Origin of the sequence: Pseudomonas sp. MYb13, from assembly GCF_002980075.1 — a bacterium.
Classification (GTDB): Bacteria; Pseudomonadota; Gammaproteobacteria; order Pseudomonadales; family Pseudomonadaceae; genus Aquipseudomonas; species Aquipseudomonas lurida.
Genome location: NZ_PCQI01000001.1, coordinates 604,162 through 625,861, shown reverse-complemented (window position 1 = coordinate 625,861; position 21,700 = coordinate 604,162). Strand labels below are relative to the sequence as shown.

The window sequence follows — 21,700 nt, the reverse complement described above, 5'->3', positions numbered from 1 at the left end:
AAACACCTTATCCACAGAAGCACCAACAGACTTTGGGGGCAACTTGAACGACGCTGTGGAAAACCCCTTCAAAGCTTCATAAATCGCGGTTTCCAGAGATCCAGGTGAATAAATAACCCAAATTGATCATATTTTGATCAGTCAAATGAAAGCCTTGATTTATATGGGCTGCAGCCGATAGCGAACACCTTATCCACAGAAGCGCCAACAGAGTATGGGGGCAACTCTGTGCGTAAAAATGCTCGGACAGCGCGAAAAAACCGAGTAAAAACCGTCAGTTACCCTGGTTGTTTTTCGTACAGCGGGCTGGAGGGCTTGATTCTAAGGGGCTGTGGACAGCCGCGAACAGGTTATCCACAGACGGGTCAACAGGGATTGTGGGTAATCTCACGGACAGTGCAAAAACCAATATGGGAGCGGGCTTGCTCGCGAAGGCGCAGAGTCAGCCAACATAGGCACTGACGGGTCCACTGCATTCGCGAGCAAGCCCGCTGTCACATTCGATCAGCGTACGACGCCTTCCTCAACCAACAGTTTGAGAATGGCCTCGGCGCCCGCTTCCGGGCTGAGCCCCTTGAGCACCTGCCCGCCGCCGCCACTGGCCTTGGCCGTGGCGGCTTTCATGCGGTCAGCACCGCTCTTGGCCTTGATCACCTTGAGGCGCTTGGGGCGGGGCTTGGCCGGTTGCAGCACGGCGCCTGTGAATAACGCGTCCTGCTCGACCTCGACGTCATGGGCGGCCAGCTCACCGCGCTGCGCCGGGCCATAGGCGCTCTGCCGGGGCTTGGGCGCCGCGTTATCCACCGTCGCCAGGAACGGCAGGCGCACCTTCAAGCGCCGCCGCTGGCCACGTGGCAAGGCTTGCAGCACATGGGCCACGCCGCCATCGATGGACTCCACCTGCGCCAGCCCGACAATCAACGGCCAGCCCAATTGCTCGGCGAGCAAAAACGGCAACATACCCGAACCTTCACCGGTTTCGGCCTGGCTGCCAGCAAGCACCACCTGGGCACCGGCATCGCGCAGATACTCACTGAGGACCGGCAAGGCGTCGCTGCCGGCCGGTTGTTCCAGCACGTGCAACTGCGGCAAGCCCATGCCCAGGTAGCTGCGCAGCGCCGGTTCGGCGATGTCGCCGGCATGCAGCACCTGCAACTTATCCCCAGCCATTTGCAGGCCCAGTTCAACCGCTCGCGCGTCCTGCTCTGCACGGCGCGGGCGCCCGGAGGTCGGGTGGGCACCGATGGAAACCAGGCTGATTACATTCGTCGTCATGGCCATATCCTTAAGCTGCATCGCGCTTGGCGCCGTTGCGGTAGGCCTCGACCGCAGCGATCAAGGCTTGCAGTATTGCGGCGCTCTCGCCGATGACCGAGAGGTCGGCACGCTTGATCATGTCGCAACCGGGGTCGAGGTTGATCGCCACCACCTTGTCACAGGCACCGATGCCCTGCAGGTGCTGGATCGCCCCGGAAATGCCCACGGCCACATACACCCGCGCCGTGACCCAGGTGCCGCTGGCGCCGACCTGACGATCACGCGCCATGAAGCCATCGTCCACCGCTACCCGCGAAGCGCCCTCGGTGGCGCCCAACGCAGCGGCGGCCTGGTGGAACAGCGCCCAGTCCTTCACGCCATTGCCACCGGAGAAAATAAACTCCGCCTCGGCCATGGGAATCGCACCCGGGTCCACCGCTACCGCACCCAGGTCCTCAATGCGCGGCAGGCTGCGCGCCAGGGCTGTGGATAACTCCACCGGCAATACTTCGTGCCGGGTCTCGCTGACCGGTTCGGCGCATTCCGCGGCAGCCAGGATCAGGCGCGGCAGGGGCCGGGCCAAGTCTTCCTGGCCTGCGCCGGCGCGGCCGATGCATTCGTCGCCCTTGATCTGCCAGACCCGTGTGGCCGGGCGCTCCTTGAGGCTGGCGGCAAAGCGCCGCCCCAGTTCGCCGCCACCGCTGCGGCTGTCCGGCAGCAACCAGTGACGCGGGTTGAACTGGTTATCCACAGCACGCAAACCTTGCACGCGCTGCTCCGGTGAATAACCGTCGAATTCGTGGCCTTCCAGCACCAGCAGGCGGTCGACGCCCGCAGTAGCAAATGCGTTCTCCTTGTGTTCGCCAAACACCACCGCCAACACCGCACCGTCGCTGCCCGCGAGCTGCCGCGCCAGGCCCAGCACATCGCGGTCATGGCTGCTCAGGCGGCCACCGACCATGTCCGGCACCACGTTGATGTAGAACGCAGGCGCAGGCACCTGATGCAGCGGCAACTGCACGTCCACCGCCGCCGTGCGCTTGGCCGCACCGCCCTGCTGGGCGCCACTGCGGTCGATGCGCTTGATGCCGTTGGGGCCGATAAAACCGACGCCGTGCACGTTCTTGCGGATGACGCCGTTAGGCCCCATCCAACTGTGTTGGGCCGGCTGCATCGCCGCGTGCAGCGGGTGCAGGCGGTTGCGGGCGATCCATTCGGCCCGTGGGTCGCGGCGGATAATGTCGCTCATCAGTGCACCTGCGCAGACGTTTGTTGGATAGGACGCTTGATAGGGGCTTTGGCCGGTGCAGCGTCTTCAAGCAACGCGTCGGCCACCAATTCGGCAATGTCCTTGATCAGCGGGCGCGGCTCGACCACACCTTCCAGCATCGCGGTGCATTGCGGGCAACCCACGGCCACCAGCTCGGCGCCGGTTTCGCGGATGTCGTCCATGCGCATGTCCGGGATCCGTTGCTTGCCGGGAATGTCGGTAATCGGCGCACCGCCACCACCGCCGCAGCAGCGTGAACGGAAGCCTGAGCGTTGCATTTCCCTGACCTCGATGCCCAGCGCCCGCAGCACTTGGCGCGGCGCCTCGTATTCACCGTTGTAGCGACCCAGGTAGCACGGGTCGTGATAGGTCACGCTATTACCCTTGTGCTGGCCCAGGTTCAGCGCGCCCTCGCCGATCAGCTCGGCCATGAACGTACTGTGGTGCTGCACGAGGTAATTTCCGTTGAAGGCACCGTACTCGTTCTTGAGCACATGGAAACTGTGCGGATCGCAGGTCACGATGCGCTTGAAGCTGTATCTGGCCAGGGTCTGGATATTGCGCGAAGCCAATAACTGGAAGGTCGCTTCATCGCCGAGACGACGGGCCACGTCGCCGCTGTCGCGTTCCTCCAGGCCGAGCACGGCGAAGTCGACCTTGGCCGCCTTGAGTACTTTGACGAACGCACGCAAGGTACGTTGGTTGCGCATGTCGAAGGCGCCGTCGCCGACCCAGAACAGCACCTCGCAGCTGCCCTTGTCGCTGAGCAGAGGCAGGTTCAGATCCGCCGCCCAGTTCAGGCGACCGCCGGGTGCGAAACCACCGGGGTTGTCAGTGGCGATCAGGTTCTCGAGGACTTCGGCGCCCTTGTTCGGGGTGGCACCTTTTTCCAGGGTGAGGTGGCGGCGCATGTCGACGATGGCGTCCACGTGCTCGATCATCATCGGGCACTCTTCCACGCAGGCACGGCAGGTGGTGCACGACCACAGGGTCTCGGCGTCCACCAGGCCATTGACGATCGGTTGGTGCGGGTTGCCACCGTGTTCGCCCACCGGTTTGCCCGGGTACGGGCTGCCGGCGAATTTCGCATCGGTGCCGCCGGCGAGGCCGACGACCATGTCCTGGATCAGCTTTTTCGGGTTCAGCGGCTGGCCAGCGGCGAACGCCGGGCACGCGGCTTCGCACTTGCCGCACTGCACGCAGGCGTCGAAGCCGAGCAGTTGGTTCCAGGTGAAATCCTTGGGCTTTTCCACGCCCAGTGGTGCGGTTTTATCGCTGAGGTCCAAGGGCTTCAAACCGGTGGAACGGCCACCGCCAAAGCGTTCGGCGCGGCGGTGCCAGGCCAGGTGCAGGGCACCAGCGAAGGCGTGCTTCATGGGGCCGCCCCAGGTCATGCCGAAGAACATCTCGGACACGCCCCACAGCACACCGACACCCAGTAACGCGGCCAGCAGCCAGCCGCCAAAATCAGCCGGCAGGATGCCCGCCACCGGCAGCGTCACCAGGAAGAAACTCACCGAGAATGCCATCAGGCTTTTCGGCAGGCGCATCCACGGGCCTTTGGACAAGCGCGACGGCGGGTTGCGCCGACGCAGGTAGACGAACGTGGCGCCGACAAACATCAGCACCGACGCCAGCAGCAAGGCGTAGCCGAGGATGCGGTTCTGCAGGCCGAAGCCGTGCACCAGGATCGCCAGCAGTGCCGACAATACAAAGCCGAGCGCCGTGGCGACGTGGGTGTTGGCGATGTATTTGTCGCGGGCAACCACGTGGTGCAGGTCAACCATGTAGCGCTTGGGCATGGCCAGCAGGCCGCCCAGCAGATCGACCTTGGAAGCACGGCCACGGCGCCACATGTTTACCCGGCGCAAGGCGCCGAGGACGGCAAGGCCCAGGGCCGCGAACAAGAGGATAGGAAGCAAGGTGTTCAACATGGTGAAGCTCCCAAAGACCACGCGGGTCTTGCATGGGAGCCGGATCACTGTGGGAGCTGGCGTGCCTGCGATGGCATCGCCTCGGTTTCACTCAAGACCGAGTCGCCTGCATCGCGGGCAAGCCCGGCTCCCACATTGTTCAGCTCCCACATGTAGATCGAGTACACAGTGGCTCGGTGGTTTGCTAGAAGTCCTTGCACAAGCGCAGGGCGTCATAGATCGCAGCGTGGGTATTACGCTGCGCCACACAGTCGCCAATGCGGAACAGCAAGTACCCGTCACCCGCCTCGCTCAAGCACGGCTGCGGCTTGATCGCGAACAGGGCTTCGACGTCGATCTGGCCCTTGTTGCGCGAGCCTTCCTTGAGCGCGTAGTAGATGGCTTCATCCGGACGCACGCCGTTCTCCACCACCACCTGGTCGACCACTCGTTCCTCCTTGGCACCGGTGTATTCGTTCTCCAGCACCGCCACCAGCTTGTCGCCCTCGCGGTAGACCTTTTCCAGCATCATGTCGCCGGTCATGATCACTTCCTTGGGGTACATGCTGCGGTAGTAGGTCGGGAACGACGTACCGCCGATGGCCACGCCGGGCTTGATGTCATCGGTGACGATCTCGACCTGGCTGCCTTTGTCGGCCAGGAAGTCGGCGACCGACATGCCGGTGAATTCACAGATGGTGTCGTACACCAGCACGTTCTTGCCCGGCGCCACCTTGCCGTCGAGCACATCCCAACTGCTGACGACCAAGCCTTCGGCCGCGCCCCAGTGCTCGTTCTGCTCGACGTTCGGGTGCCCGCCCACCGCCAGCACCACCACATCCGGACGCAGGTCCAGGATGGTGGCGGCATCGGCGGCCACGCCCAGGCGCAGGTCGACTTTCAAGCGCGCCAGCTCCAACTGGAACCAGCGGGTGATGCCGGCAATCTGGTCACGCTGCGGCGCCTTGGAGGCTGTGGTGATCTGCCCGCCGATAAACTCTTTCTTCTCGAGCAGGGTCACGTCGTGGCCACGCTCGGCGGCCACGCGTGCTGCTTCCATCCCGGCCGGGCCGGCACCGACCACCACGACTTTGCGCTTGGGCCCGGTGGATTTCTCGATGATGTGCGGCACGCCCATGTATTCACGCGACGTCGCGGCGTTCTGGATGCACAGCACATCCAGCCCTTGGTACTGGCGGTCGATGCAGTAGTTGGCGCCCACGCACTGCTTGATCTGGTCGATCTGGCCCATCTTGATCTTGGCGATCAGGTGCGGGTCGGCGATGTGCGCACGGGTCATGCCGACCATGTCCACGTAGCCGCCTTCCAGAATTCGGGTGGCCTGGTTCGGGTCCTTGATGTTCTGCGCGTGCAGCACCGGGACCTTGACCACTTCCTTGATACCGGCGGCCAGGTGCAGGAACGGCTCCGGTGGATAACTCATGTTGGGAATCACGTTGGCCAGGGTGTTGTGCGTATCGCAACCCGAGCCCACCACGCCGATGAAATCGAGCATGCCGGTGTCGTCGTAATACTTGGCGATCTGCTTCATGTCCTCGTGGGACAGGCCGTCCGGGTGGAATTCGTCACCGCACAGGCGCATGCCCACGCAGAAGTCGTCACCGACCTCGGCACGCACGGCTTTGAGCACTTCCAGGCCAAACTTCATGCGGCCTTCAAAGGTGCCGCCCCATTCGTCGGTACGCTTGTTGACCCGTGGGCTCCAGAACTGGTCGATCATGTGCTGGTGCACTGCCGACAGTTCCACACCGTCCAGGCCACCGGCCTTGGCGCGCCGCGCGGCCTGGGCGTAGTTGCCGATCACGCGCCAGATTTCTTCCGGCTCGATGGTCTTGCAGGTGGCACGGTGCACTGGCTCACGCACGCCGGACGGCGACATCAGGGTGGGCCAGTTGAAGCCGTCCCAGCGCGAGCGACGGCCCATGTGGGTAATCTGGATCATGATCTTGGCGCCATGCTTGTGCATGGCGTCGGCCAGGTTCTGGAAGTGCGGGATGATGCGGTCGGTGGACAAGTTCACCGAACTCCACCACTCCTGCGGGCTGTCGATAGCCACTACCGAGGAACCGCCGCAGATCGCCAGGCCGATGCCGCCCTTGGCTTTCTCTTCGTAGTACTTCACATAGCGGTCAGTGGTCATCCCGCCGTCGGTGGCATACACCTCGGCGTGAGCGGTACTGAGCACGCGGTTGCGGATGGTCAGTTTGCCGATCTGGATCGGCGCAAACATTGCTTCGAAAGCCATGGCACGGTCCTCGGCTTACAACGGCTTGACGGTGAACAGGCCGTCATCGTGGCCCTCTTCGGAGCCTCCGTAGACTTGTTCGGCGACGGTGCGGATCTTGCTGCCACGCGCTTGAAGAATCTGGTCCATGGCACCGGCAAACCAGCCGGTGAACATGTAGTCCACTTTGCGCCCGACCTTGCCGTACACGTAGACGAAGGCCGAGTGTTCAAGCTTGACGCTGGCAGTGCCTTTGTCGAGGTCGATGTCCTGGATCTTGAACAGGCCCCAGCCGCGTTGCGACAGGCGCTTCATGTAATGCTCGAACACCGCGACGCCTTCCAGGCCGTGGCACTCGGCTTCTTTTTCACACCAGTGCCAGGCGGATTTGTAGCCGGCCTTGTAGAGGATCTCGGCATAGGCGTCGGCGCCCAGCACTTCCTCGATACCCATGTGGTTGTTGACGAAGAAATGGCGTGGCACGTACAGCATCGGCAGGGCATCGGAGGTCCAGACACCGGTTTCGCTGTCGACTTCGATAGGCAATTGCGGGGCGATCTTGGCCATGGAAACTTAACTCCAGAAAATTCGTTTTGATGCCCCCGGCGCGGATGGCCGGGGGAAAAGAAGTGTCAGCGGTGGCTTATTCGCCCCAGACGTCCTTGAGCACGTTGACCCAGTTTTCGCCCATGATCTTGCGCACCACGCGCTCAGGATGGCCGCGCTTGAGCAGGGTCTCGGTGAGGTTGGGGAACTCGCCCACGGTGCGGATGCCCAGCGGGTTGATGATCTTGCCGAAGCTGGTCAGGCGGCGGGCATAGCCCTTGTCATGGGTCAGCATCTCGAAGAAATCCTGGCCATGGCCCTGGGTGAAGTCGGTACCGATACCGATCGCGTCTTCGCCGACGATGTTCATGGTGTATTCGATGGCTTCGGCGTAATCGTCGATGGTCGAATCGATGCCCTTGGCCAGGAACGGCGCGAACATGGTCACGCCGACGAAGCCGCCGTGATCGGCAATGAACTTCAGCTCTTCATCGGACTTGTTGCGCGGATGCTCTTTAAGCCCGGAAGGCAGGCAGTGGGAATAGCACACCGGTTTCTTCGATTCGAGGATGACCTCTTCGGACGTCTTGGAGCCCACGTGGGACAGGTCACACATGATGCCGACGCGGTTCATTTCGCCGACGACCTCGCGACCGAAGCCCGACAAGCCGCCATCGCGCTCGTAGCAACCGGTGCCGACCAGGTTCTGGGTGTTGTAGCACATCTGCACCACACCCACGCCGAGCTGCTTGAAGATCTCGACATAGCCGAGCTGGTCTTCGAAGGCATGCGCGTTCTGGAAGCCGAAGATGATGCCGGTCTTGCCCTGCTCCTTGGCTTTGCGGATATCCGCGGTGGTTTTCACCGGGATCACCAGGTCGCTGTTTTCACGGATCAGGGTCTGGCTGGCCACGATATTGTTGATGGTGGCCTGGAACCCTTCCCACACCGACACCGTGCAGTTGGCAGCGGTGAGGCCACCTTTGCGCATGTCCTCGAACAGGTCGCGGTTCCACTTGGCAATAATCAGCCCGTCGATAACGATGCTGTCGGCGTGCAATTCGGCTGGGCTCATCAGGCGTCCCCTTATTGGCGATTCATGCGCCGAATCGTCTGCCGGCGCTTTGGGGCCAGCATATGCCCAGGGGACGACAGAGCCGGGTGCAAAAACGACAGGGGAATTGCCGAAAGCGTCAATCCGCGACAAAGGCTGTTAAGAGAGGTCTGACTGGCGGCTGTTCTTTGTCTTACGCTTGAGCCAGAATTCCCGCATCACCTGATATGAGACGGCGCAATGAAATCGATTTTCCTGGCTTTGGCACTCATCGCAACCGGCGTCCACGCGGCCGAAGACACCGACAGCACGCCGTGCGATGGCATCGAAAACGACAAGCAAACCCTGGAATGCGCCACCTACAACAAAACCACCGCCGAGCAACTGCTCAAGGATAACTATCAGGGCCTGCTGGAACGCATGGGTTCGACCTATGGCAGTGACAAGACCAAGCTGGCGGACATTACCGCTCGTCTGAAGGATGCCCAGCAGAAGTGGGAAAAACTGCGCGACGCCGATTGCGCCGTGGACACCTTCCCGGCGGTGAACGGCACCAAGGCCTATGCGATTGCGCAGAACGACTGCCTGGCGCGGATGAGTGATGAGCGGTCGGAGTTTCTGGAGTCGATCGGGCAGGAATAAGCGACAATCCCCGCCACTTTCTCTCTGGACAAAGGCTATTCATGAAGACTTGCGGCATCGAAATCAAAGGCAGCGAAGCCATCATCGCCGTCGCCTCCCTGGACAACCAGGCGCTGAGCCATGTCGCCCTGGCGACCAAGAAAATCGCTTTGGAAGACGACGATGAGGCCGCTAACGTCAAAGCCTTCGCGGCCCACGTGAAGGCTTTCGTGCAGGAAAACGCCATCGAGCGTATCGCGATCAAGAAGCGCAGCAAGAAAGGCGAATTCGCCGGTGGCCCGACCACGTTCAAGATTGAAGGGGTGTTTCAGTTGCTGGACGGGGTTGAGGTGACACTGCTGTCGCCACAGACCCTTAATGCACAGAACAAGAAGCACACCTTTGAGCTGCCGGCGACGCTGAACAAGTACCAGCATGAGGCCTACAAGGCGGCGTGTTCGGCCTTGGTAAAAAAATAAGCAACGCCACTTGTCCCCTGCGGGAGCTGGCTTGCCTGCGATGGCGGTACATCAGTCGACACCCATCGTGCTGACCCACCGCTATCGCAGGCAAGCGAGCTCCCACATTTGATTGAGCTGTTCCCTAGTCAGGTGCACGGCTCTTGTGTTGCAGCCAGTCCCCGAAGGTTTTGTCCTCCAGCGCATAACCGCCCCGGCTCGACTTCCACACCAGTTCCTTGTCGCGCAGGGCATCTATACAGGCCTGAATTGTCTGGGTGCCCGGCACCACGTCGCTGCCCATGTCCTTCAGTGCTTTGCTGACTGCAGTAAGGGTGCTGTCGGTGAACGGCGCGAAGGGTTCGTTGTTTTTCGAGCGCTCCACCATCACTTCCAGTACGGCACGCTGGGGAATGGTGAGGTTGTTCCAGGCGCTTTCGAATTCGGTCCACACGCCTGCGCGCAGCAGTTCGGCGCGACTGTGCAGCAGTTGGCCCAGGTTGCTGGCCTCACCCAACTCCAGTGCCACTTCACCAATGATCGTGCGCAGCATCTCGGGACGCCGACCTACCAACTCGAACGCCTCATCAATGTCTGCAGCGTTGAATTGATTGGTCTGGGCCAGGTGCGCGTTGAGGTGCGCGGTGTACGCCTGGGTGAACTCTTTGCCCAGCAAGGGGAACGGGGTGATGCTGGAGCCGAAGAACGGCTGGCTTTTGCCCAATACCAAATGCGCCAGCTTGTCGCGGTTGGAGCCGGTAAACACCAGCCGCAAACCACTGCCCTCCTCGTCACGCCCTTGGTTGAGCTGATCGCGGGCGGCCTTCAACGCGAACATCGCGTTGATACCCGACTCGGTGGTCAAGGCGTGCTGCGCTTCGTCAATCACCAGCACGACGGGCTTTTCCGCCACGCTGTGGAGCAGTTCCAAGGCTTGGGTCAGCGTTGCGCCGACAGGCAATTGTGGTTTGGTAAAGTCCCAGGAGAGCGTGCGCAGAAAGCTTAGTTTCTCGATACCGATGTTCTTGGCCAGCTTGCGAATGCCCTTTTCATAGGGCACCAGCGCAGAGGCAATCGCGCTGGAGATCAGCTCCGCCGGATCTTTCTCTTTATCGGCCCAGAGATCCACATACACCGCCAGCCAACCCCGCAGCTGACACTCCGGGATCAGGTCTTCACGCAAAAAAGTACTTTTGCCCGTGCGACGCGGCGCCGCGAGAAACAGCCCAGAGGTGAAATCCTGGATACCAGCCCCCACCAGGCCGTCGGCAATACTGCTCGCCAGGGCGGGACGCCGGAATACAAAGCCGCTGTGCTTGGACATGGTTTTATACTCAATTATTTGGAGAACTATAAATTATAGTCGTGAGTATAATTGACTATAATTGATCGTCAAACCACCTCCCGTCGCCGGTCCTCCCTCGGGCACTTGGCAAACCTCGCCCGATAACTTCGGGTGAAATAAGACGGCGATTCAAACCCGCACGCAATACTCACCTCCAGCACGCTCATGTCGCTCTGGCGCAGCAGTTGCCGGGCTTTCTCCAGGCGCAGGCCGAGGTAGAAGTTGCTCGGGGTATCGTTCAGGTGCAGGCGAAACAGGCGCTCCAACTGGCGCCGGGTGACTTTGATCGCTTCGGCCAGGGCCAATGTGCTCAGCGGCGGCTCGGTGTGCTGCTCCATTTCGCCGATCACCTGCACCAGTTTCTTGTTGTTGATGCCATAGCGCGTGGCGATCTGCATGCGCTGGTGGTCTTTGCGTGGGCGGATGCGGCCGAGTACGAATTGTTCGGAGACCTGGATCGCCAGGTCGGGGCCATGAGCCTGGGCGATCAGGTCGAGCATCAGGTCGATGGACGCAGTGCCGCCGGCGCAGGTGATGCGACGGCGATCGATCTCGAACAGTTCCTGGGTCACGGCCAAGTGTGGATACGACTCCTTGAACGCGTCGATGGCCTCCCAGTGCAGGGTCAGGCGGTGGCCGTCGAGCAGGCCGGCTTCAGCCAGCACACAGGCACCGGTGTCGATGGCGCCGAGGGTCACCCCATCGTGATCAAGGCGGCGTAGCCAGTGCTCCAGCGCAGGGGTGGCGAACTGCAGGGGTTCGAAGCCCGCCACCACCAACAACGTCGCGCCCTTTTTCAAGGGTTCCAGCGCGGCGTCGGCGTTCACCGACATGCCATTGCTCGCCAATACCGCGCCGCCATCGGCGCTCAACACGTGCCAGCGGTACAGCTCGCCACGGAAGCGGTTGGCCACCCGCAGCGGCTCCAGCGCAGAGATAAAGCCGATCGCCGAGAAGCCCGGCATCAGCAGAAAGTAGAAATCCTGGGACATGGTGGCGCTCTCGTCGGACGGGCAGCGTGGCACTGTGATACTCCCGTTCTCGGGTGGATTCAAGGGGGCAGGTCGCTGCAGTGCAAGAGCTGGTCGCCGCCGTGCGTTTTGTCGCCTCCAAAGCTACGTAACTTAAACCCGCAACATCAGCCTCACGGCGCATAAAGACGCCGGCCCCCACAATAATGACCTGCCGAGGGATCCACCATGAACCGACTGATCAGCCGCTGTGTACTCGCACTCAGCGCCAGCGCCATCTTGAGCACGAACGTACTGGCTGCCGACGCGGCATCTTGCCAGAACGTGCGCATGGGCGTGGTGAACTGGACCGACGTAATCGCCACCAGCGCCATGACCCAAGTGTTGCTCGACGGCCTCGGCTACAAGACCAAGCAAACCAGTGCCTCCCAGCAAATCATCTTTGCCGGTATCCGCGACCAGCGCCTGGACTTGTTCCTCGGCTACTGGAACCCGCTGATGACCCAGACCATCACGCCGTTCGTCGACGCCAAGCAAGTCAAGGTCCTCGACAAACCCAGCCTGGAAGACGCGCGCGCCACCCTCGCCGTGCCCACCTATCTGGCGGACAAAGGCCTGAAAACCTTCGCCGACATCGCCAAGTTCGAGAAAGAACTGGGCGGCAAGATCTACGGCATCGAGCCAGGCTCGGGTGCCAATACCCAGATCAAGGCGATGATCGCCAAGAACCAGTTCGGCCTGGGCAAGTTCCAACTGGTGGAATCCAGTGAAGCCGGCATGCTCGCCGCCGTCGACCGTGCGGTTCGTCGCAAGGAAGCCGTGGTGTTCTTCGGCTGGGCGCCGCACCCGATGAACGTCAACGTCGCCATGACGTACCTCACCGGCAGCGACGATGCCCTGGGCCCGAATGAAGGCATGGCCACCGTGTGGAGCGTCACCGCGCCGAACTACGCCGAGCAGTGCCCCAACGTGCACAAGCTGCTGACCAACCTGACCTTCACCGCCGCCGACGAGAGCCGGATGATGCAGCCGTTGCTGGATCACAAGGACGCCCTCGAGTCCGCCAAGCAGTGGCTCAAGGACCACCCCCAGGACCAGGCCCGCTGGTTGGAAGGTGTGACCACCTTCGACGGCAAGCCGGCAGCGGCCAACCTGCAATTAACCAGCAAATAACCTTTTTGCGAATCACCGCTTCGCGGTCACTACCGACCGCGAACGGCGCCCTACGCCTTGAAATCACACGCCTGTAAGGAACCGCCTCATGAACCACGACGTCATCATCACCTGCGCACTCACCGGTGCTGGCGACACGACCAGCAGAAGCCCACACGTGCCGGTCACCCCCAAGCAAATCGCCGCTGCGGCCGTGGAGGCCGCCAAGGCCGGCGCGACTGTCGTGCATTGCCACGTGCGTGACCCCGAAACCGGCAAGTTCAGCCGCGACGTCGCCCTGTACCGCGAAGTAATGGAGCGCATCCGTGAGGCCGACATCGACATCATCGTCAACCTCACCGCCGGCATGGGCGGCGACCTGGAGATCGGCGGTGGCGAGAACCCGATGGCGTTCGGCCCCAACACCGACCTGGTGGGCCCACTGACCCGCCTGGCCCACGTCGAAGAGCTGCTACCGGAGATCTGCACCCTCGACTGCGGCACCCTGAACTTCGGCGATGGCGACACCATTTACGTGTCTACCCCGGCGCAACTGCGGGCGGGCGCCAAACGCATCCAGGAAGTGGGTGTAAAAGCCGAGCTGGAGATCTTCGACACCGGCCACCTGTGGTTCGCCAAACAGATGATCAAGGAAGGCCTGCTGGACGACCCGCTGTTCCAACTGTGCCTGGGCATCCCATGGGGCGCGCCGGCCGACACTACCACCATGAAAGCCATGGTCGACAACCTGCCCGCCGACGCCGTGTGGGCAGGCTTCGGCATCGGCCGCATGCAAATGCCGATGGCCGCGCAGGCCGTGCTGCTGGGTGGCAACGTGCGGGTCGGCCTGGAAGACAACCTGTGGCTGGACAAAGGCGTACTCGCCACCAACGGCCAACTGGTGGAACGCGCCAGTGAAATCCTCAGCCGCCTCGGTGCACGGGTCATGACCCCGGCCGAAGGCCGCGTGAAGATGGGCCTGACCAAGCGCGGGTAATACAGACACCACAACACGTTGTGGGAGCCGGGCTTGCCCGCGAGCGCGGTAAGCCAGCCACCGACTGCGTCAGTTGGCACACCGCTATCGCAGCCAAGCCAGCTCCCACATTGAATCAGCGAACCGCCTTAGGAATGTCGCCCATGAGCTTTATCACAGAAATCAAAACCTTCGCCGCCCTCGGCAGCGGCGTCATCGGCAGCGGCTGGGTCTCCCGTGCCCTGGCCCATGGCCTGGATGTGGTGGCCTGGGACCCGGCGCCCGGTGCCGAGGCTGCGCTGCGCAAACGTGTCGCCAACGCCTGGGGCGCCCTGGAAAAACAAGGCCTGGCGCCGGGTGCATCCCAGGACCGCCTACGCTTCGTGGCAACCATCGAAGCGTGCGTGAAAGACGCCGATTTCATCCAGGAAAGCGCCCCTGAACGGTTGGAACTCAAACTGGACCTGCACAGCAAGATCAGTGCGGCGGCCAAGCCGAATGCGCTGATTGGTTCGAGCACCTCGGGCCTGTTGCCGAGTGAGTTCTACGAGGGTTCGACCCACCCCGAACGTTGTGTGGTCGGCCACCCGTTCAACCCGGTTTACCTGCTGCCGCTGGTGGAAGTGGTCGGCGGCAAGAACACTGCGCCAGAGGCGATCCAGGCCGCGATCAAGGTGTATGAATCACTCGGCATGCGCCCACTGCATGTACGCAAGGAAGTGCCCGGCTTTATCGCCGACCGCCTGCTTGAAGCGCTATGGCGTGAAGCGCTGCACCTGGTCAACGATGGCGTGGCCACCACCGGCGAAATCGATGACGCCATCCGGTTTGGCGCCGGCCTGCGCTGGTCGTTCATGGGCACCTTCCTGACCTACACCTTGGCGGGCGGCGACGCTGGCATGCGGCATTTCATGGCGCAGTTCGGCCCGGCACTGCAGTTGCCGTGGACCTACCTGCCGGCACCGGAACTGACCGACAAACTGATTGACGATGTCGTCGACGGCACCAGCGATCAACTGGGCAAACACAGCATTTCGGCGCTGGAACGCTATCGTGATGATTGCCTGCTGGCGGTGCTGGAGGCAGTGAAAACCACCAAGGCCAAGCACGGCATGACCTTCGCTGAATAACCGCCTTTGATTGCTGTGGGAGCGGGATTGCCTGCGAGGGCGATGCAAGATTCACCAGCGCTACCGAAGGCAAGCCCGCTCCCACGGTTCACGGAGTCATCATCCGGAGTTTGTTCTATGCCCGCACTCACCACCTACTCCACCCAGGTCCTCCCCGATTGGGTGGACTACAACGGCCACCTGCGCGACGCGTTCTACCTGCTGATCTTCAGCTACGCCACCGACGCACTGATGGACAAGCTGGGCCTGGACAGCGAAAACCGCGAAGCCAGCGGCCATTCACTGTTCACCCTGGAACTGCACCTGAACTACCTGCACGAAGTGAAACTCGGCGCCGAAGTGCAGGTGCGCACGCAACTGATCGCCTTTGATGCCAAACGCCTGCACCTCTATCACAGCCTGCACTTAGCGGGCGACGAAAAGGAACTGGCGGGCAACGAACAGATGCTCTTGCACGTCGACCTCGCCGGCCCGCACTCGGCGCCGTTCACCGAGGCGACGTCGGCAACACTCGCGGCCATCAGCGCAGAGCAGGCTGACTTGGCGCGCCCCGCCCTCCTTGGCCGAGTGATTGGACTGCCGCCAAAAAAATAGCCTTCTAAAAAACACTGAGGAGCCACCATGCAAACCGCCGCTGCTGTTGCCGATTTCCGTACCTACCCGAAGATCTGCGACCTCGCCGGGGCGCAGGTGCTGGATGACCAGATCCGTGTGCAGTGGGCCGATGGGCGGGTCAGCCCGTTTCATCATCAGTGGCTGCGGGACAACTGCCCGTGCGCGGAATGCGTGTACAGCGTGACCCGCGAGCAAGTGCTGGAGATTGCCGATGTGGCTGACGATCTCACGGCCATTGGTGCGTATATCGACCAGGGTTGCCTCAGCGTGGAATGGCACGGCGGCCATCGCAGCCAGTACGATCCCGGATGGCTGCGGGCACACGCCTACGACGATCAATCACGCGCCGAACGCCGGGCGGCGAAACCAGAACCCCGGCTGTGGGACACCACCTTCGAGCTGCCCGTATTCGACTATGGAGCGGTCATGGAAGACCCCAAGGCGCTGCTGCAATGGCTGCTGGCCCTGCGTGACTGCGGACTGACGCAAGTACGCGACGTACCCACCGAACCGGGCTCCCTGGCGCTGATTGCCACGCGCATTTCGTTTATCCGCGAGAGCAACTTCGGCGTGCTGTTCAACGTGCAATCCAAGGCCGATGCCGACAGCAATGCCTACACCGCATTCAACCTGCCGCTGCACAGTGACCTGCCGACCCGTGAGCTGCAACCGGGCCTGCAATTCCTGCATTGCCTGGTGAACGATGCCGACGGCGGCGAGAGCATTTTTGTCGATGGGTTTGCCATCGCCAGCGCGTTGCGCAGGGAAGACCCCGACGCGTTTCGCGCGCTGTGTGAAATCCCCGTGGAGTTTCGCAACAAGGACCGGCACAGCGACTATCGCCGCCTGGCGCCGATCATTGCGCTGGATGCCGTGGGAGAGGTGGTGGAGATTCGCATGGCCAATTTTCTGCGCGGGCCATTCGAGGCCAGTGTGGAGCAGATGCCGTTGCTGTATCGGGCGTATCGACGGTTTATCACGATGACACGCGAGGATCGCTTTCGGCTGGTCAAGCGCCTGAACCCGGGCGAGTTGTGGTGCTTCGATAACCGTCGCACCTTGCATGCGCGCAATGCGTTCGACCCCACCTCCGGCGCCCGGCACTTCCAGGGCTGCTATATCGACAGGGATGAATTGCTGTCGCGCATCCGGGTGTTGCAGCGCTAGACCCCAGGCAAAAAAAGCCCCGATCAAGCCGTGACAGGATCGGGGCAGAGTGCTTTGTGTGACGTGACATCCCGAGGGTGACCAAACCTTCAAGTTGCTTGCCTGGCGTTCAGTGTGCCTATTACTTCTGTCGGTAAATGGCCCGAAAACGACCTGTTCATAGCCATCTGAGGCATCCGCGCAATCTGCCCTTGCCGACCGGTTGAGCGGCTACCAGAATCCAAGTCAAACCCCGCTCCCTTCACCAGGATAAACGTCATGATGCATGCGGATTTGATTGACCAGGATGACCTGCTGGGCCAACTGCGCTCGCGGGGCTTCGAGGTGTCCAGCGGTGCCACCGCCGAACAGGCCTGCGAGTGCGCGGTACGCGGTTTGAGCGAAGCCAGGGCCAAGGCGCTCAAGGGCATGGTCGAGCAGATGTACACCGGCAAGGCGACGATCTTGCCGGCGGTGCGGCAGGCGATCGACAAGCAGTTGTTGCCGGCGTTGGTGCAGTTCAAACAGAACTCGGGCGCCTGATTAATCGCTATCGCAGGCAAGCCAGATTCCCCATTTGACTGTATTCACAAATCAAACTGTGGGGGCTGGCTTGCCTGCGATGAAGCCCCTTCGGTTTAGAGCCTTACACTGGCGAAAGTCGACTCATTGCGCGCCTGGCTCAACGCCGACATCGGCCCCGACAACGGTGACAACACCAGCGCCTGCGGAATCGGCATCATCGCCACTTGCTGGGTGGTGTTCGACCCTACACGTTCATCGCGCGGTGGAATGCCGAAGTACTCGCGATAGCACTTGGAGAAGTGCGGTGTGGACACAAAGCCGCACACCGAGGCGACTTCGATAATCGACATCGGCGTTTGCTTGAGCAATTGCCGTGCACGAATCAGGCGCAGCTTGAGGTAGTAGCGCGACGGCGAGCAGTGCAGGTATTTCTGGAACAACCGCTCCAGTTGGCGACGTGAAACGGCGACGTACACCGCCAGTTCATCCAGGTCGATCGGCTCTTCCAGGTTGGCTTCCATCAGCGCGACGATTTCCTGCAGCTTGGGCTGGTTGGTGCCGAGCATGTGCTTGAGCGGCACACGCTGGTGATCCTGCTCGTTGCGAATACGCTCGTACACGAACATCTCGGAGATCGCCGCGGACAATTCACGGCCGTGGTCGCGGCTGATCAGGTGCAGCATCATGTCCAGTGGCGCAGTGCCGCCGGAGCTGGTGAAACGGTTGCGGTCAAGGGTGAACAGACGTGTGCTCATGGCCACGCGCGGGAAAGCTTCCTGCATCGACGCCAGGCATTCCCAGTGCACGCTGCAGTCAAAACCATCGAGCAAACCGGCACAAGCCAGGGCCCAACTGCCGGTGCATACCGCACCCAGGCGGCGCGATTGGCGCGCCTGGCTTTGCAGCCACGACACATGCTCACGGGTCACAGTGCGCTGGATACCCACGCCACCGCACACGATCACGGTGTCCAGGGCTGGAGCTTTGTGCATGGACGCATCCGGGGTGATCTGCAGACCGTCGCTGGCCCACACCTGGTTTCCATCGACGCTCAAGGTCGTCCAGCGATACAGCTCGCGGCCGGAGAGCTGGTTGGCCATGCGCAGGGGTTCGACTGCGGAGGCCAGGGAAATCAGCGTGAAATTGTCCAGCAGCAAAAAGCCGATGGATTGAGGCGCACGGTTCTGGGGTTGAGCCCCGGAGTTGAACGACGTCATCGCGGTATCTCCTCACACAAAGCGGGTGATGGCCTCAGGCGAGGCTCTTGTTATTGCGCACGTCTGCGATACAGAACGAGGCTTTGAATTGATAGAGCAAATGCCATGCCTAAATTTGAATGGCCATTCAATAACTCCTGAAAACGACCTGATGACGCGTCTATATAAGCCCGCGCGGGAAGTACGGGATATGCCCCGAAAAGGACGTCAGAGTGAGGCTACTCAAGGTGTGTGAGCAGATCGGTAGCACTTGTGGGAAGGCGCTTTGAGGCCGTGGGAAAAGTCTGTCACCCCACGCACGGGTGACGGGTGGTCAGGAGGTAAATCGTTCGGGAGCTACTTATCTGTTTGCGACGCGCTAAAAGGTGGCGCGCTTGGGTCCGGGTGTTCACTTTATGAGCAATGTCGCCAGGGCTACCCCTGACGCGGGCAAGCCCGCTCCCACCTTTTGATTTGCGCCTACATCCAAAGGTGGGCACGGGCTTGCCTGCGATGGCGGTGTCACTGACTCAACATTCCACCGCACTCACCGCCAACCCACCCCGCGATGTCTCTTTATACTTGTCATGCATGTCCGCGCCGGTATCGCGCATGGTGCGGATCACCCGATCCAGGGAGATAAAGTGCTGGCCATCGCCACGCAGCGCCATTTGCGCCGCGTTGATCGCCTTCACCGCAGCAATCGCATTGCGCTCGATGCACGGCACTTGCACCAGCCCGCCCACCGGGTCGCAGGTCAGGCCGAGGTTGTGTTCCAGGCCGATTTCGGCGGCGTTGCACAGTTGCTCCGGCGTGGCACCAAGAATCTCGGCCAACCCTGCGGCGGCCATGGCACAGGCCGAGCCCACCTCCCCTTGGCAGCCGACTTCGGCACCGGAGATCGAGGCGTTCTTCTTGCACAGAATACCCACCGCCGCTGCGCCGAGCAGGTAGTCGACCACGTTGGCTTCCGTGACTTCTTCACTGAATTTCATGAAGTAGTGCAGCACCGCTGGAATGATGCCTGCCGCGCCATTGGTAGGTGCCGTGACCATGCGCCCACCGGCGGCGTTTTCCTCGTTCACCGCCAGGGCGAACAGGTTGACCCACTCCATCGCGCTCAAGGTCGAGCCGATCACGTTGGGTTTGTTCAACTCCTGCAGGCTGCGGTGCAACTTGGCGGCGCGGCGACGCACGTTCAGGCCGCCGGGCAGGATGCCTTCATGCTTGAGGCCTTGTTCCACGCAGTCCTGCATGGCACGCCAGAGCTTCATCAAGCCACTGCGAATCTCGTCTTCGGAGCGCCAGGTCTTTTCGTTGGCCATCATCAGTTCGGCGACGCGCAGGTTGTGGGTCTTGCACAGCTGCAACAACTCCACCGCGCTGGAAAAGTCATAAGGCAGCTCGGTGCGGTCCATATCGGCCACGCCGCTCTGTGCCTGGGCCTCATCCACGACAAAACCGCCGCCCACCGAATAGTAGGTGTCGCGGTGCAACTCGCCGTCATCGCCTGTCACCACCAGGGTCATGGCGTTGGGGTGGAAGGGCAGGTTTTCGTCGAGCAGACGCATATCCCGCGCCCATACGAACGGCACCGGCAAACGTCCATCCAGCAGCAGCGTGTCGGTTTCGCGCAGGGTGTGAATACGCAGGCCGATTTGCGACGGATCGATTGCGTCAGGCCACTCGCCCATCAAGCCCATGATGGTCGCGGTGTCGCTGCCGTGACCGATGCCGGTGGCCGACAAGGAGCCATAGAGCTGAACTTCGACGCGCCTGACCTGTTCCAACAGTTCACGTTCACGCAGAGCCTGGACGAACAACGCCGCGGCACGCATGGGGCCGACGGTGTGAGAACTAGAAGGCCCGATGCCGATCTTGAACAGGTCGAAAACGCTGATAGCCATTGCCGTGAAACTCCTCGTGGGTACAGGCCAGGCACCAAGGAGCTGCTACGCTCAGATCGCCCAGATGGCGGCATCATCAAGCTTTTATACGTCCTCCCGGCGTCTCACACCGACGTAACCATGCTCACCAGCGTCGCCCGTGCGCAATCGCCTGTTTTGGCCGTTTTTAGCGGTGCAGATGGGTAAAACGTGCAGTTTTGCCTTTGGAAAAACCTGTAAGCGACGTCACCGACACTGGATACGACCATCCCTGTACTGGATACGACGCCCCCTGTAGGCGTCAGATTTTCACTGGTACATGATCAGTCACGACTCGTTTGCAAGGCACCGTGCCAGAGCTGTCGTCGCACGCCCCAACCGCAACACTTATAAAGCGCGGCGAATGCCGCCAGAAAAAAGACACAGGAGTCTACCCAGATGAAAGGTTCACCCTCGTTGTTGTTGGCCGCCATGCTGAGTCTGCCAGTCCTGGCACACGCTGCAGAACCGGAACAGTGCAAGACCGTCAACTTCTCCGATGTCGGCTGGACCGACATCACCGTCACTACCGCGACCACCAGCGAAATCCTCAAGGGCCTGGGCTACAAGCCGCGCACCACGATGATTTCGGTACCGGTGACCTACAAGTCACTGGCCGACGGCAAGAACATGGACATCTTCCTCGGCAACTGGATGCCGACCATGGAAAACGACATCAAGCAGTACCGTGATGCCGGCACCGTGGAGACGGTGCGCGCCAACCTGGAGAACGCCAAGTACACCCTGGCAGTCCCGGAAGCGCTGTACAACAAAGGCCTGAAAGACTTCTCCGATATCGCCAAATTCAAGGATGAGCTAGGCGGCAAGATCTACGGCATCGAGCCGGGTAACGACGGCAACCGCACCATCCAGACGCTGATCGACAAAGACGCCTTCGGCCTGAAAACCGCCGGTTTCAAAGTCGTCGAATCCAGCGAAGCCGGCATGCTCTCCCAGGTCGAACGCGCCACCAAACGTGACCAGGCCATCGTGTTCCTCGGCTGGGAACCGCACCCGATGAACACTCGCTTCAAGATGAAGTACCTGACCGGGGGTGACGACTCGTTCGGCCCCAACTATGGCCAGGCCACTATCTACACCAACACCCGCAAGGGCTACACACAGGAATGCAGCAACGTGGGCCAGTTGCTGAAGAACCTGGTGTTCACCCTGGACATGGAAAGCACCCTGATGGGTAAAGTCCTGGACGAAAAACAGAAACCCGATGCAGCAGCCAAGGCCTGGCTGAAAGCCAACCCGCAAGTACTCGACACCTGGCTCGCCGGCGTGACCACGGTCGATGGCAAACCCGGTCTGGAGGCCGTCAAAGCTTATCTCGCCAAATAACACCCGCT

At 61.5% G+C, this 21,700-nt stretch carries 19 protein-coding genes; 9 read left to right on the top strand and 10 right to left on the bottom strand.

Going from position 1 to position 21,700, the window contains the following annotated elements:
• Positions 1 to 504: 504 nt before the first annotated feature.
• From CQ002_RS02930 to CQ002_RS02905, 6 genes are all read right to left on the bottom strand, one after another.
• Entirely contained in the window at positions 505 to 1,275 is a 771-nt protein-coding gene (locus CQ002_RS02930; RefSeq protein ID WP_105162977.1) for an electron transfer flavoprotein subunit beta, read from the bottom strand.
• Positions 1,276 to 1,285: 10 nt separating this feature from the next.
• Positions 1,286 to 2,506, bottom strand: coding sequence for an electron transfer flavoprotein subunit alpha/FixB family protein (locus CQ002_RS02925; RefSeq protein ID WP_105162978.1), 1,221 nt, complete (start codon positions 2,504 to 2,506; stop codon positions 1,286 to 1,288).
• A complete protein-coding gene (gene dgcB / locus CQ002_RS02920; protein ID WP_105162979.1) occupies positions 2,506 to 4,461 on the bottom strand; it encodes a dimethylglycine demethylation protein DgcB in 1,956 nt (651 codons plus the stop codon). Before dgcB ends, CQ002_RS02925 begins: the two co-directional genes overlap by 1 nt.
• Positions 4,462 to 4,645: 184 nt before the next feature.
• A complete protein-coding gene (dgcA, locus tag CQ002_RS02915; protein ID WP_105162980.1) occupies positions 4,646 to 6,706 on the bottom strand; it encodes a dimethylglycine demethylation protein DgcA in 2,061 nt (686 codons plus the stop codon).
• Positions 6,707 to 6,721: 15 nt separating this feature from the next.
• Complete coding sequence (locus CQ002_RS02910) at positions 6,722 to 7,252, bottom strand: DUF5943 domain-containing protein (RefSeq protein ID WP_008033249.1); 531 nt, start codon at positions 7,250 to 7,252, stop codon at positions 6,722 to 6,724.
• 76 nt (positions 7,253 to 7,328) lie between these two features.
• Positions 7,329 to 8,306 carry a dipeptidase gene (locus CQ002_RS02905; RefSeq protein WP_015886257.1) on the bottom strand — a complete coding sequence of 326 codons (978 nt, stop codon included), beginning with the start codon at positions 8,304 to 8,306 and terminating at the stop codon, positions 7,329 to 7,331.
• A gap of 219 nt (positions 8,307 to 8,525) precedes the next feature.
• Between CQ002_RS02905 and CQ002_RS02900 the strand changes: the two genes are divergently transcribed.
• On the top strand, positions 8,526 to 8,927 hold the full coding sequence (locus CQ002_RS02900) for a lysozyme inhibitor LprI family protein (protein WP_034109800.1): 402 nt from the start codon (positions 8,526 to 8,528) through the stop codon (positions 8,925 to 8,927).
• Positions 8,928 to 8,968: 41 nt separating this feature from the next.
• Positions 8,969 to 9,385, top strand: a complete 417-nt coding sequence (locus CQ002_RS02895) for a DUF3010 family protein (RefSeq protein ID WP_098467490.1) — start codon at positions 8,969 to 8,971, stop codon at positions 9,383 to 9,385.
• 124 nt (positions 9,386 to 9,509) lie between these two features.
• Here the strand turns inward: CQ002_RS02895 and CQ002_RS02890 are convergent, their stop codons facing one another.
• The gene (locus tag CQ002_RS02890; RefSeq protein WP_034109804.1) at positions 9,510 to 10,688 is read right to left on the bottom strand and encodes an AAA family ATPase; all 1,179 of its coding nucleotides are present in this window, start codon (positions 10,686 to 10,688) and stop codon (positions 9,510 to 9,512) included.
• Between the two features lie 68 nt (positions 10,689 to 10,756).
• Positions 10,757 to 11,701, bottom strand: a complete 945-nt coding sequence (locus CQ002_RS02885) for a GlxA family transcriptional regulator (RefSeq protein WP_034109806.1) — start codon at positions 11,699 to 11,701, stop codon at positions 10,757 to 10,759.
• 207 nt (positions 11,702 to 11,908) lie between these two features.
• Between CQ002_RS02885 and CQ002_RS02880 the strand changes: the two genes are divergently transcribed.
• From CQ002_RS02880 to CQ002_RS02855, 6 genes are all read left to right on the top strand, one after another.
• Complete coding sequence (locus CQ002_RS02880) at positions 11,909 to 12,853, top strand: choline ABC transporter substrate-binding protein (RefSeq protein ID WP_034109808.1); 945 nt, start codon at positions 11,909 to 11,911, stop codon at positions 12,851 to 12,853.
• A gap of 88 nt (positions 12,854 to 12,941) precedes the next feature.
• Entirely contained in the window at positions 12,942 to 13,829 is an 888-nt protein-coding gene (locus CQ002_RS02875; protein WP_105162981.1) for a 3-keto-5-aminohexanoate cleavage protein, read from the top strand.
• 143 nt (positions 13,830 to 13,972) lie between these two features.
• Positions 13,973 to 14,938 (top strand): L-carnitine dehydrogenase, encoded by a 966-nt coding sequence (locus CQ002_RS02870; protein WP_034109811.1) that lies wholly within the window; start codon positions 13,973 to 13,975, stop codon positions 14,936 to 14,938.
• A gap of 117 nt (positions 14,939 to 15,055) precedes the next feature.
• A complete protein-coding gene (locus CQ002_RS02865) occupies positions 15,056 to 15,532 on the top strand; it encodes a thioesterase family protein (protein ID WP_034109813.1) in 477 nt (158 codons plus the stop codon).
• Between the two features lie 27 nt (positions 15,533 to 15,559).
• The gene (locus CQ002_RS02860; RefSeq protein ID WP_034109815.1) at positions 15,560 to 16,720 is read left to right on the top strand and encodes a gamma-butyrobetaine dioxygenase; all 1,161 of its coding nucleotides are present in this window, start codon (positions 15,560 to 15,562) and stop codon (positions 16,718 to 16,720) included.
• 258 nt (positions 16,721 to 16,978) lie between these two features.
• Positions 16,979 to 17,242, top strand: coding sequence for a hypothetical protein (locus tag CQ002_RS02855; protein WP_105162982.1), 264 nt, complete (start codon positions 16,979 to 16,981; stop codon positions 17,240 to 17,242).
• A gap of 95 nt (positions 17,243 to 17,337) precedes the next feature.
• On the opposite strand, the gene CQ002_RS02850 is transcribed toward CQ002_RS02855, so the two are convergent.
• Both CQ002_RS02850 and CQ002_RS02845 read right to left on the bottom strand, forming a co-directional pair.
• Positions 17,338 to 18,441: a GlxA family transcriptional regulator gene (locus tag CQ002_RS02850; RefSeq protein ID WP_005792167.1), complete on the bottom strand. Its 1,104-nt coding sequence runs from the start codon at positions 18,439 to 18,441 to the stop codon at positions 17,338 to 17,340.
• A gap of 509 nt (positions 18,442 to 18,950) precedes the next feature.
• Positions 18,951 to 20,327, bottom strand: a complete 1,377-nt coding sequence (locus CQ002_RS02845) for an L-serine ammonia-lyase (protein WP_034109819.1) — start codon at positions 20,325 to 20,327, stop codon at positions 18,951 to 18,953.
• Between the two features lie 417 nt (positions 20,328 to 20,744).
• Here CQ002_RS02845 and CQ002_RS02840 point away from each other — a divergent pair, with 417 nt between their 5' ends.
• Complete coding sequence (locus tag CQ002_RS02840) at positions 20,745 to 21,692, top strand: choline ABC transporter substrate-binding protein (protein WP_034109821.1); 948 nt, start codon at positions 20,745 to 20,747, stop codon at positions 21,690 to 21,692.
• Positions 21,693 to 21,700: the final 8 nt, after the last annotated feature.

Excerpts from the sequence above, each read along its gene's own strand:
- CQ002_RS02865 (WP_034109813.1), top strand. The coding sequence starts at position 15,056 with ATGCCCGCACTCACCACCTACTCCACCCAGGTCCTCCCCGATTGGGTG.
- dgcB (WP_105162979.1), bottom strand. The coding sequence starts at position 4,461 with ATGTTGAACACCTTGCTTCCTATCCTCTTGTTCGCGGCCCTGGGCCTT.
- CQ002_RS02850 (WP_005792167.1), bottom strand. The coding sequence starts at position 18,441 with ATGACGTCGTTCAACTCCGGGGCTCAACCCCAGAACCGTGCGCCTCAA.
- CQ002_RS02900 (WP_034109800.1), top strand. The coding sequence starts at position 8,526 with ATGAAATCGATTTTCCTGGCTTTGGCACTCATCGCAACCGGCGTCCAC.
- CQ002_RS02930 (WP_105162977.1), bottom strand. The coding sequence starts at position 1,275 with ATGACGACGAATGTAATCAGCCTGGTTTCCATCGGTGCCCACCCGACC.
- CQ002_RS02870 (WP_034109811.1), top strand. The coding sequence starts at position 13,973 with ATGAGCTTTATCACAGAAATCAAAACCTTCGCCGCCCTCGGCAGCGGC.
- CQ002_RS02925 (WP_105162978.1), bottom strand. The coding sequence starts at position 2,506 with ATGAGCGACATTATCCGCCGCGACCCACGGGCCGAATGGATCGCCCGC.
- CQ002_RS02910 (WP_008033249.1), bottom strand. The coding sequence starts at position 7,252 with ATGGCCAAGATCGCCCCGCAATTGCCTATCGAAGTCGACAGCGAAACC.
- CQ002_RS02860 (WP_034109815.1), top strand. The coding sequence starts at position 15,560 with ATGCAAACCGCCGCTGCTGTTGCCGATTTCCGTACCTACCCGAAGATC.
- CQ002_RS02890 (WP_034109804.1), bottom strand. The coding sequence starts at position 10,688 with ATGTCCAAGCACAGCGGCTTTGTATTCCGGCGTCCCGCCCTGGCGAGC.
- CQ002_RS02880 (WP_034109808.1), top strand. The coding sequence starts at position 11,909 with ATGAACCGACTGATCAGCCGCTGTGTACTCGCACTCAGCGCCAGCGCC.
- CQ002_RS02845 (WP_034109819.1), bottom strand. The coding sequence starts at position 20,327 with ATGGCTATCAGCGTTTTCGACCTGTTCAAGATCGGCATCGGGCCTTCT.
- CQ002_RS02855 (WP_105162982.1), top strand. The coding sequence starts at position 16,979 with ATGATGCATGCGGATTTGATTGACCAGGATGACCTGCTGGGCCAACTG.
- dgcA (WP_105162980.1), bottom strand. The coding sequence starts at position 6,706 with ATGGCTTTCGAAGCAATGTTTGCGCCGATCCAGATCGGCAAACTGACC.
- CQ002_RS02895 (WP_098467490.1), top strand. The coding sequence starts at position 8,969 with ATGAAGACTTGCGGCATCGAAATCAAAGGCAGCGAAGCCATCATCGCC.
- CQ002_RS02885 (WP_034109806.1), bottom strand. The coding sequence starts at position 11,701 with ATGTCCCAGGATTTCTACTTTCTGCTGATGCCGGGCTTCTCGGCGATC.
- CQ002_RS02875 (WP_105162981.1), top strand. The coding sequence starts at position 12,942 with ATGAACCACGACGTCATCATCACCTGCGCACTCACCGGTGCTGGCGAC.
- CQ002_RS02840 (WP_034109821.1), top strand. The coding sequence starts at position 20,745 with ATGAAAGGTTCACCCTCGTTGTTGTTGGCCGCCATGCTGAGTCTGCCA.
- CQ002_RS02905 (WP_015886257.1), bottom strand. The coding sequence starts at position 8,306 with ATGAGCCCAGCCGAATTGCACGCCGACAGCATCGTTATCGACGGGCTG.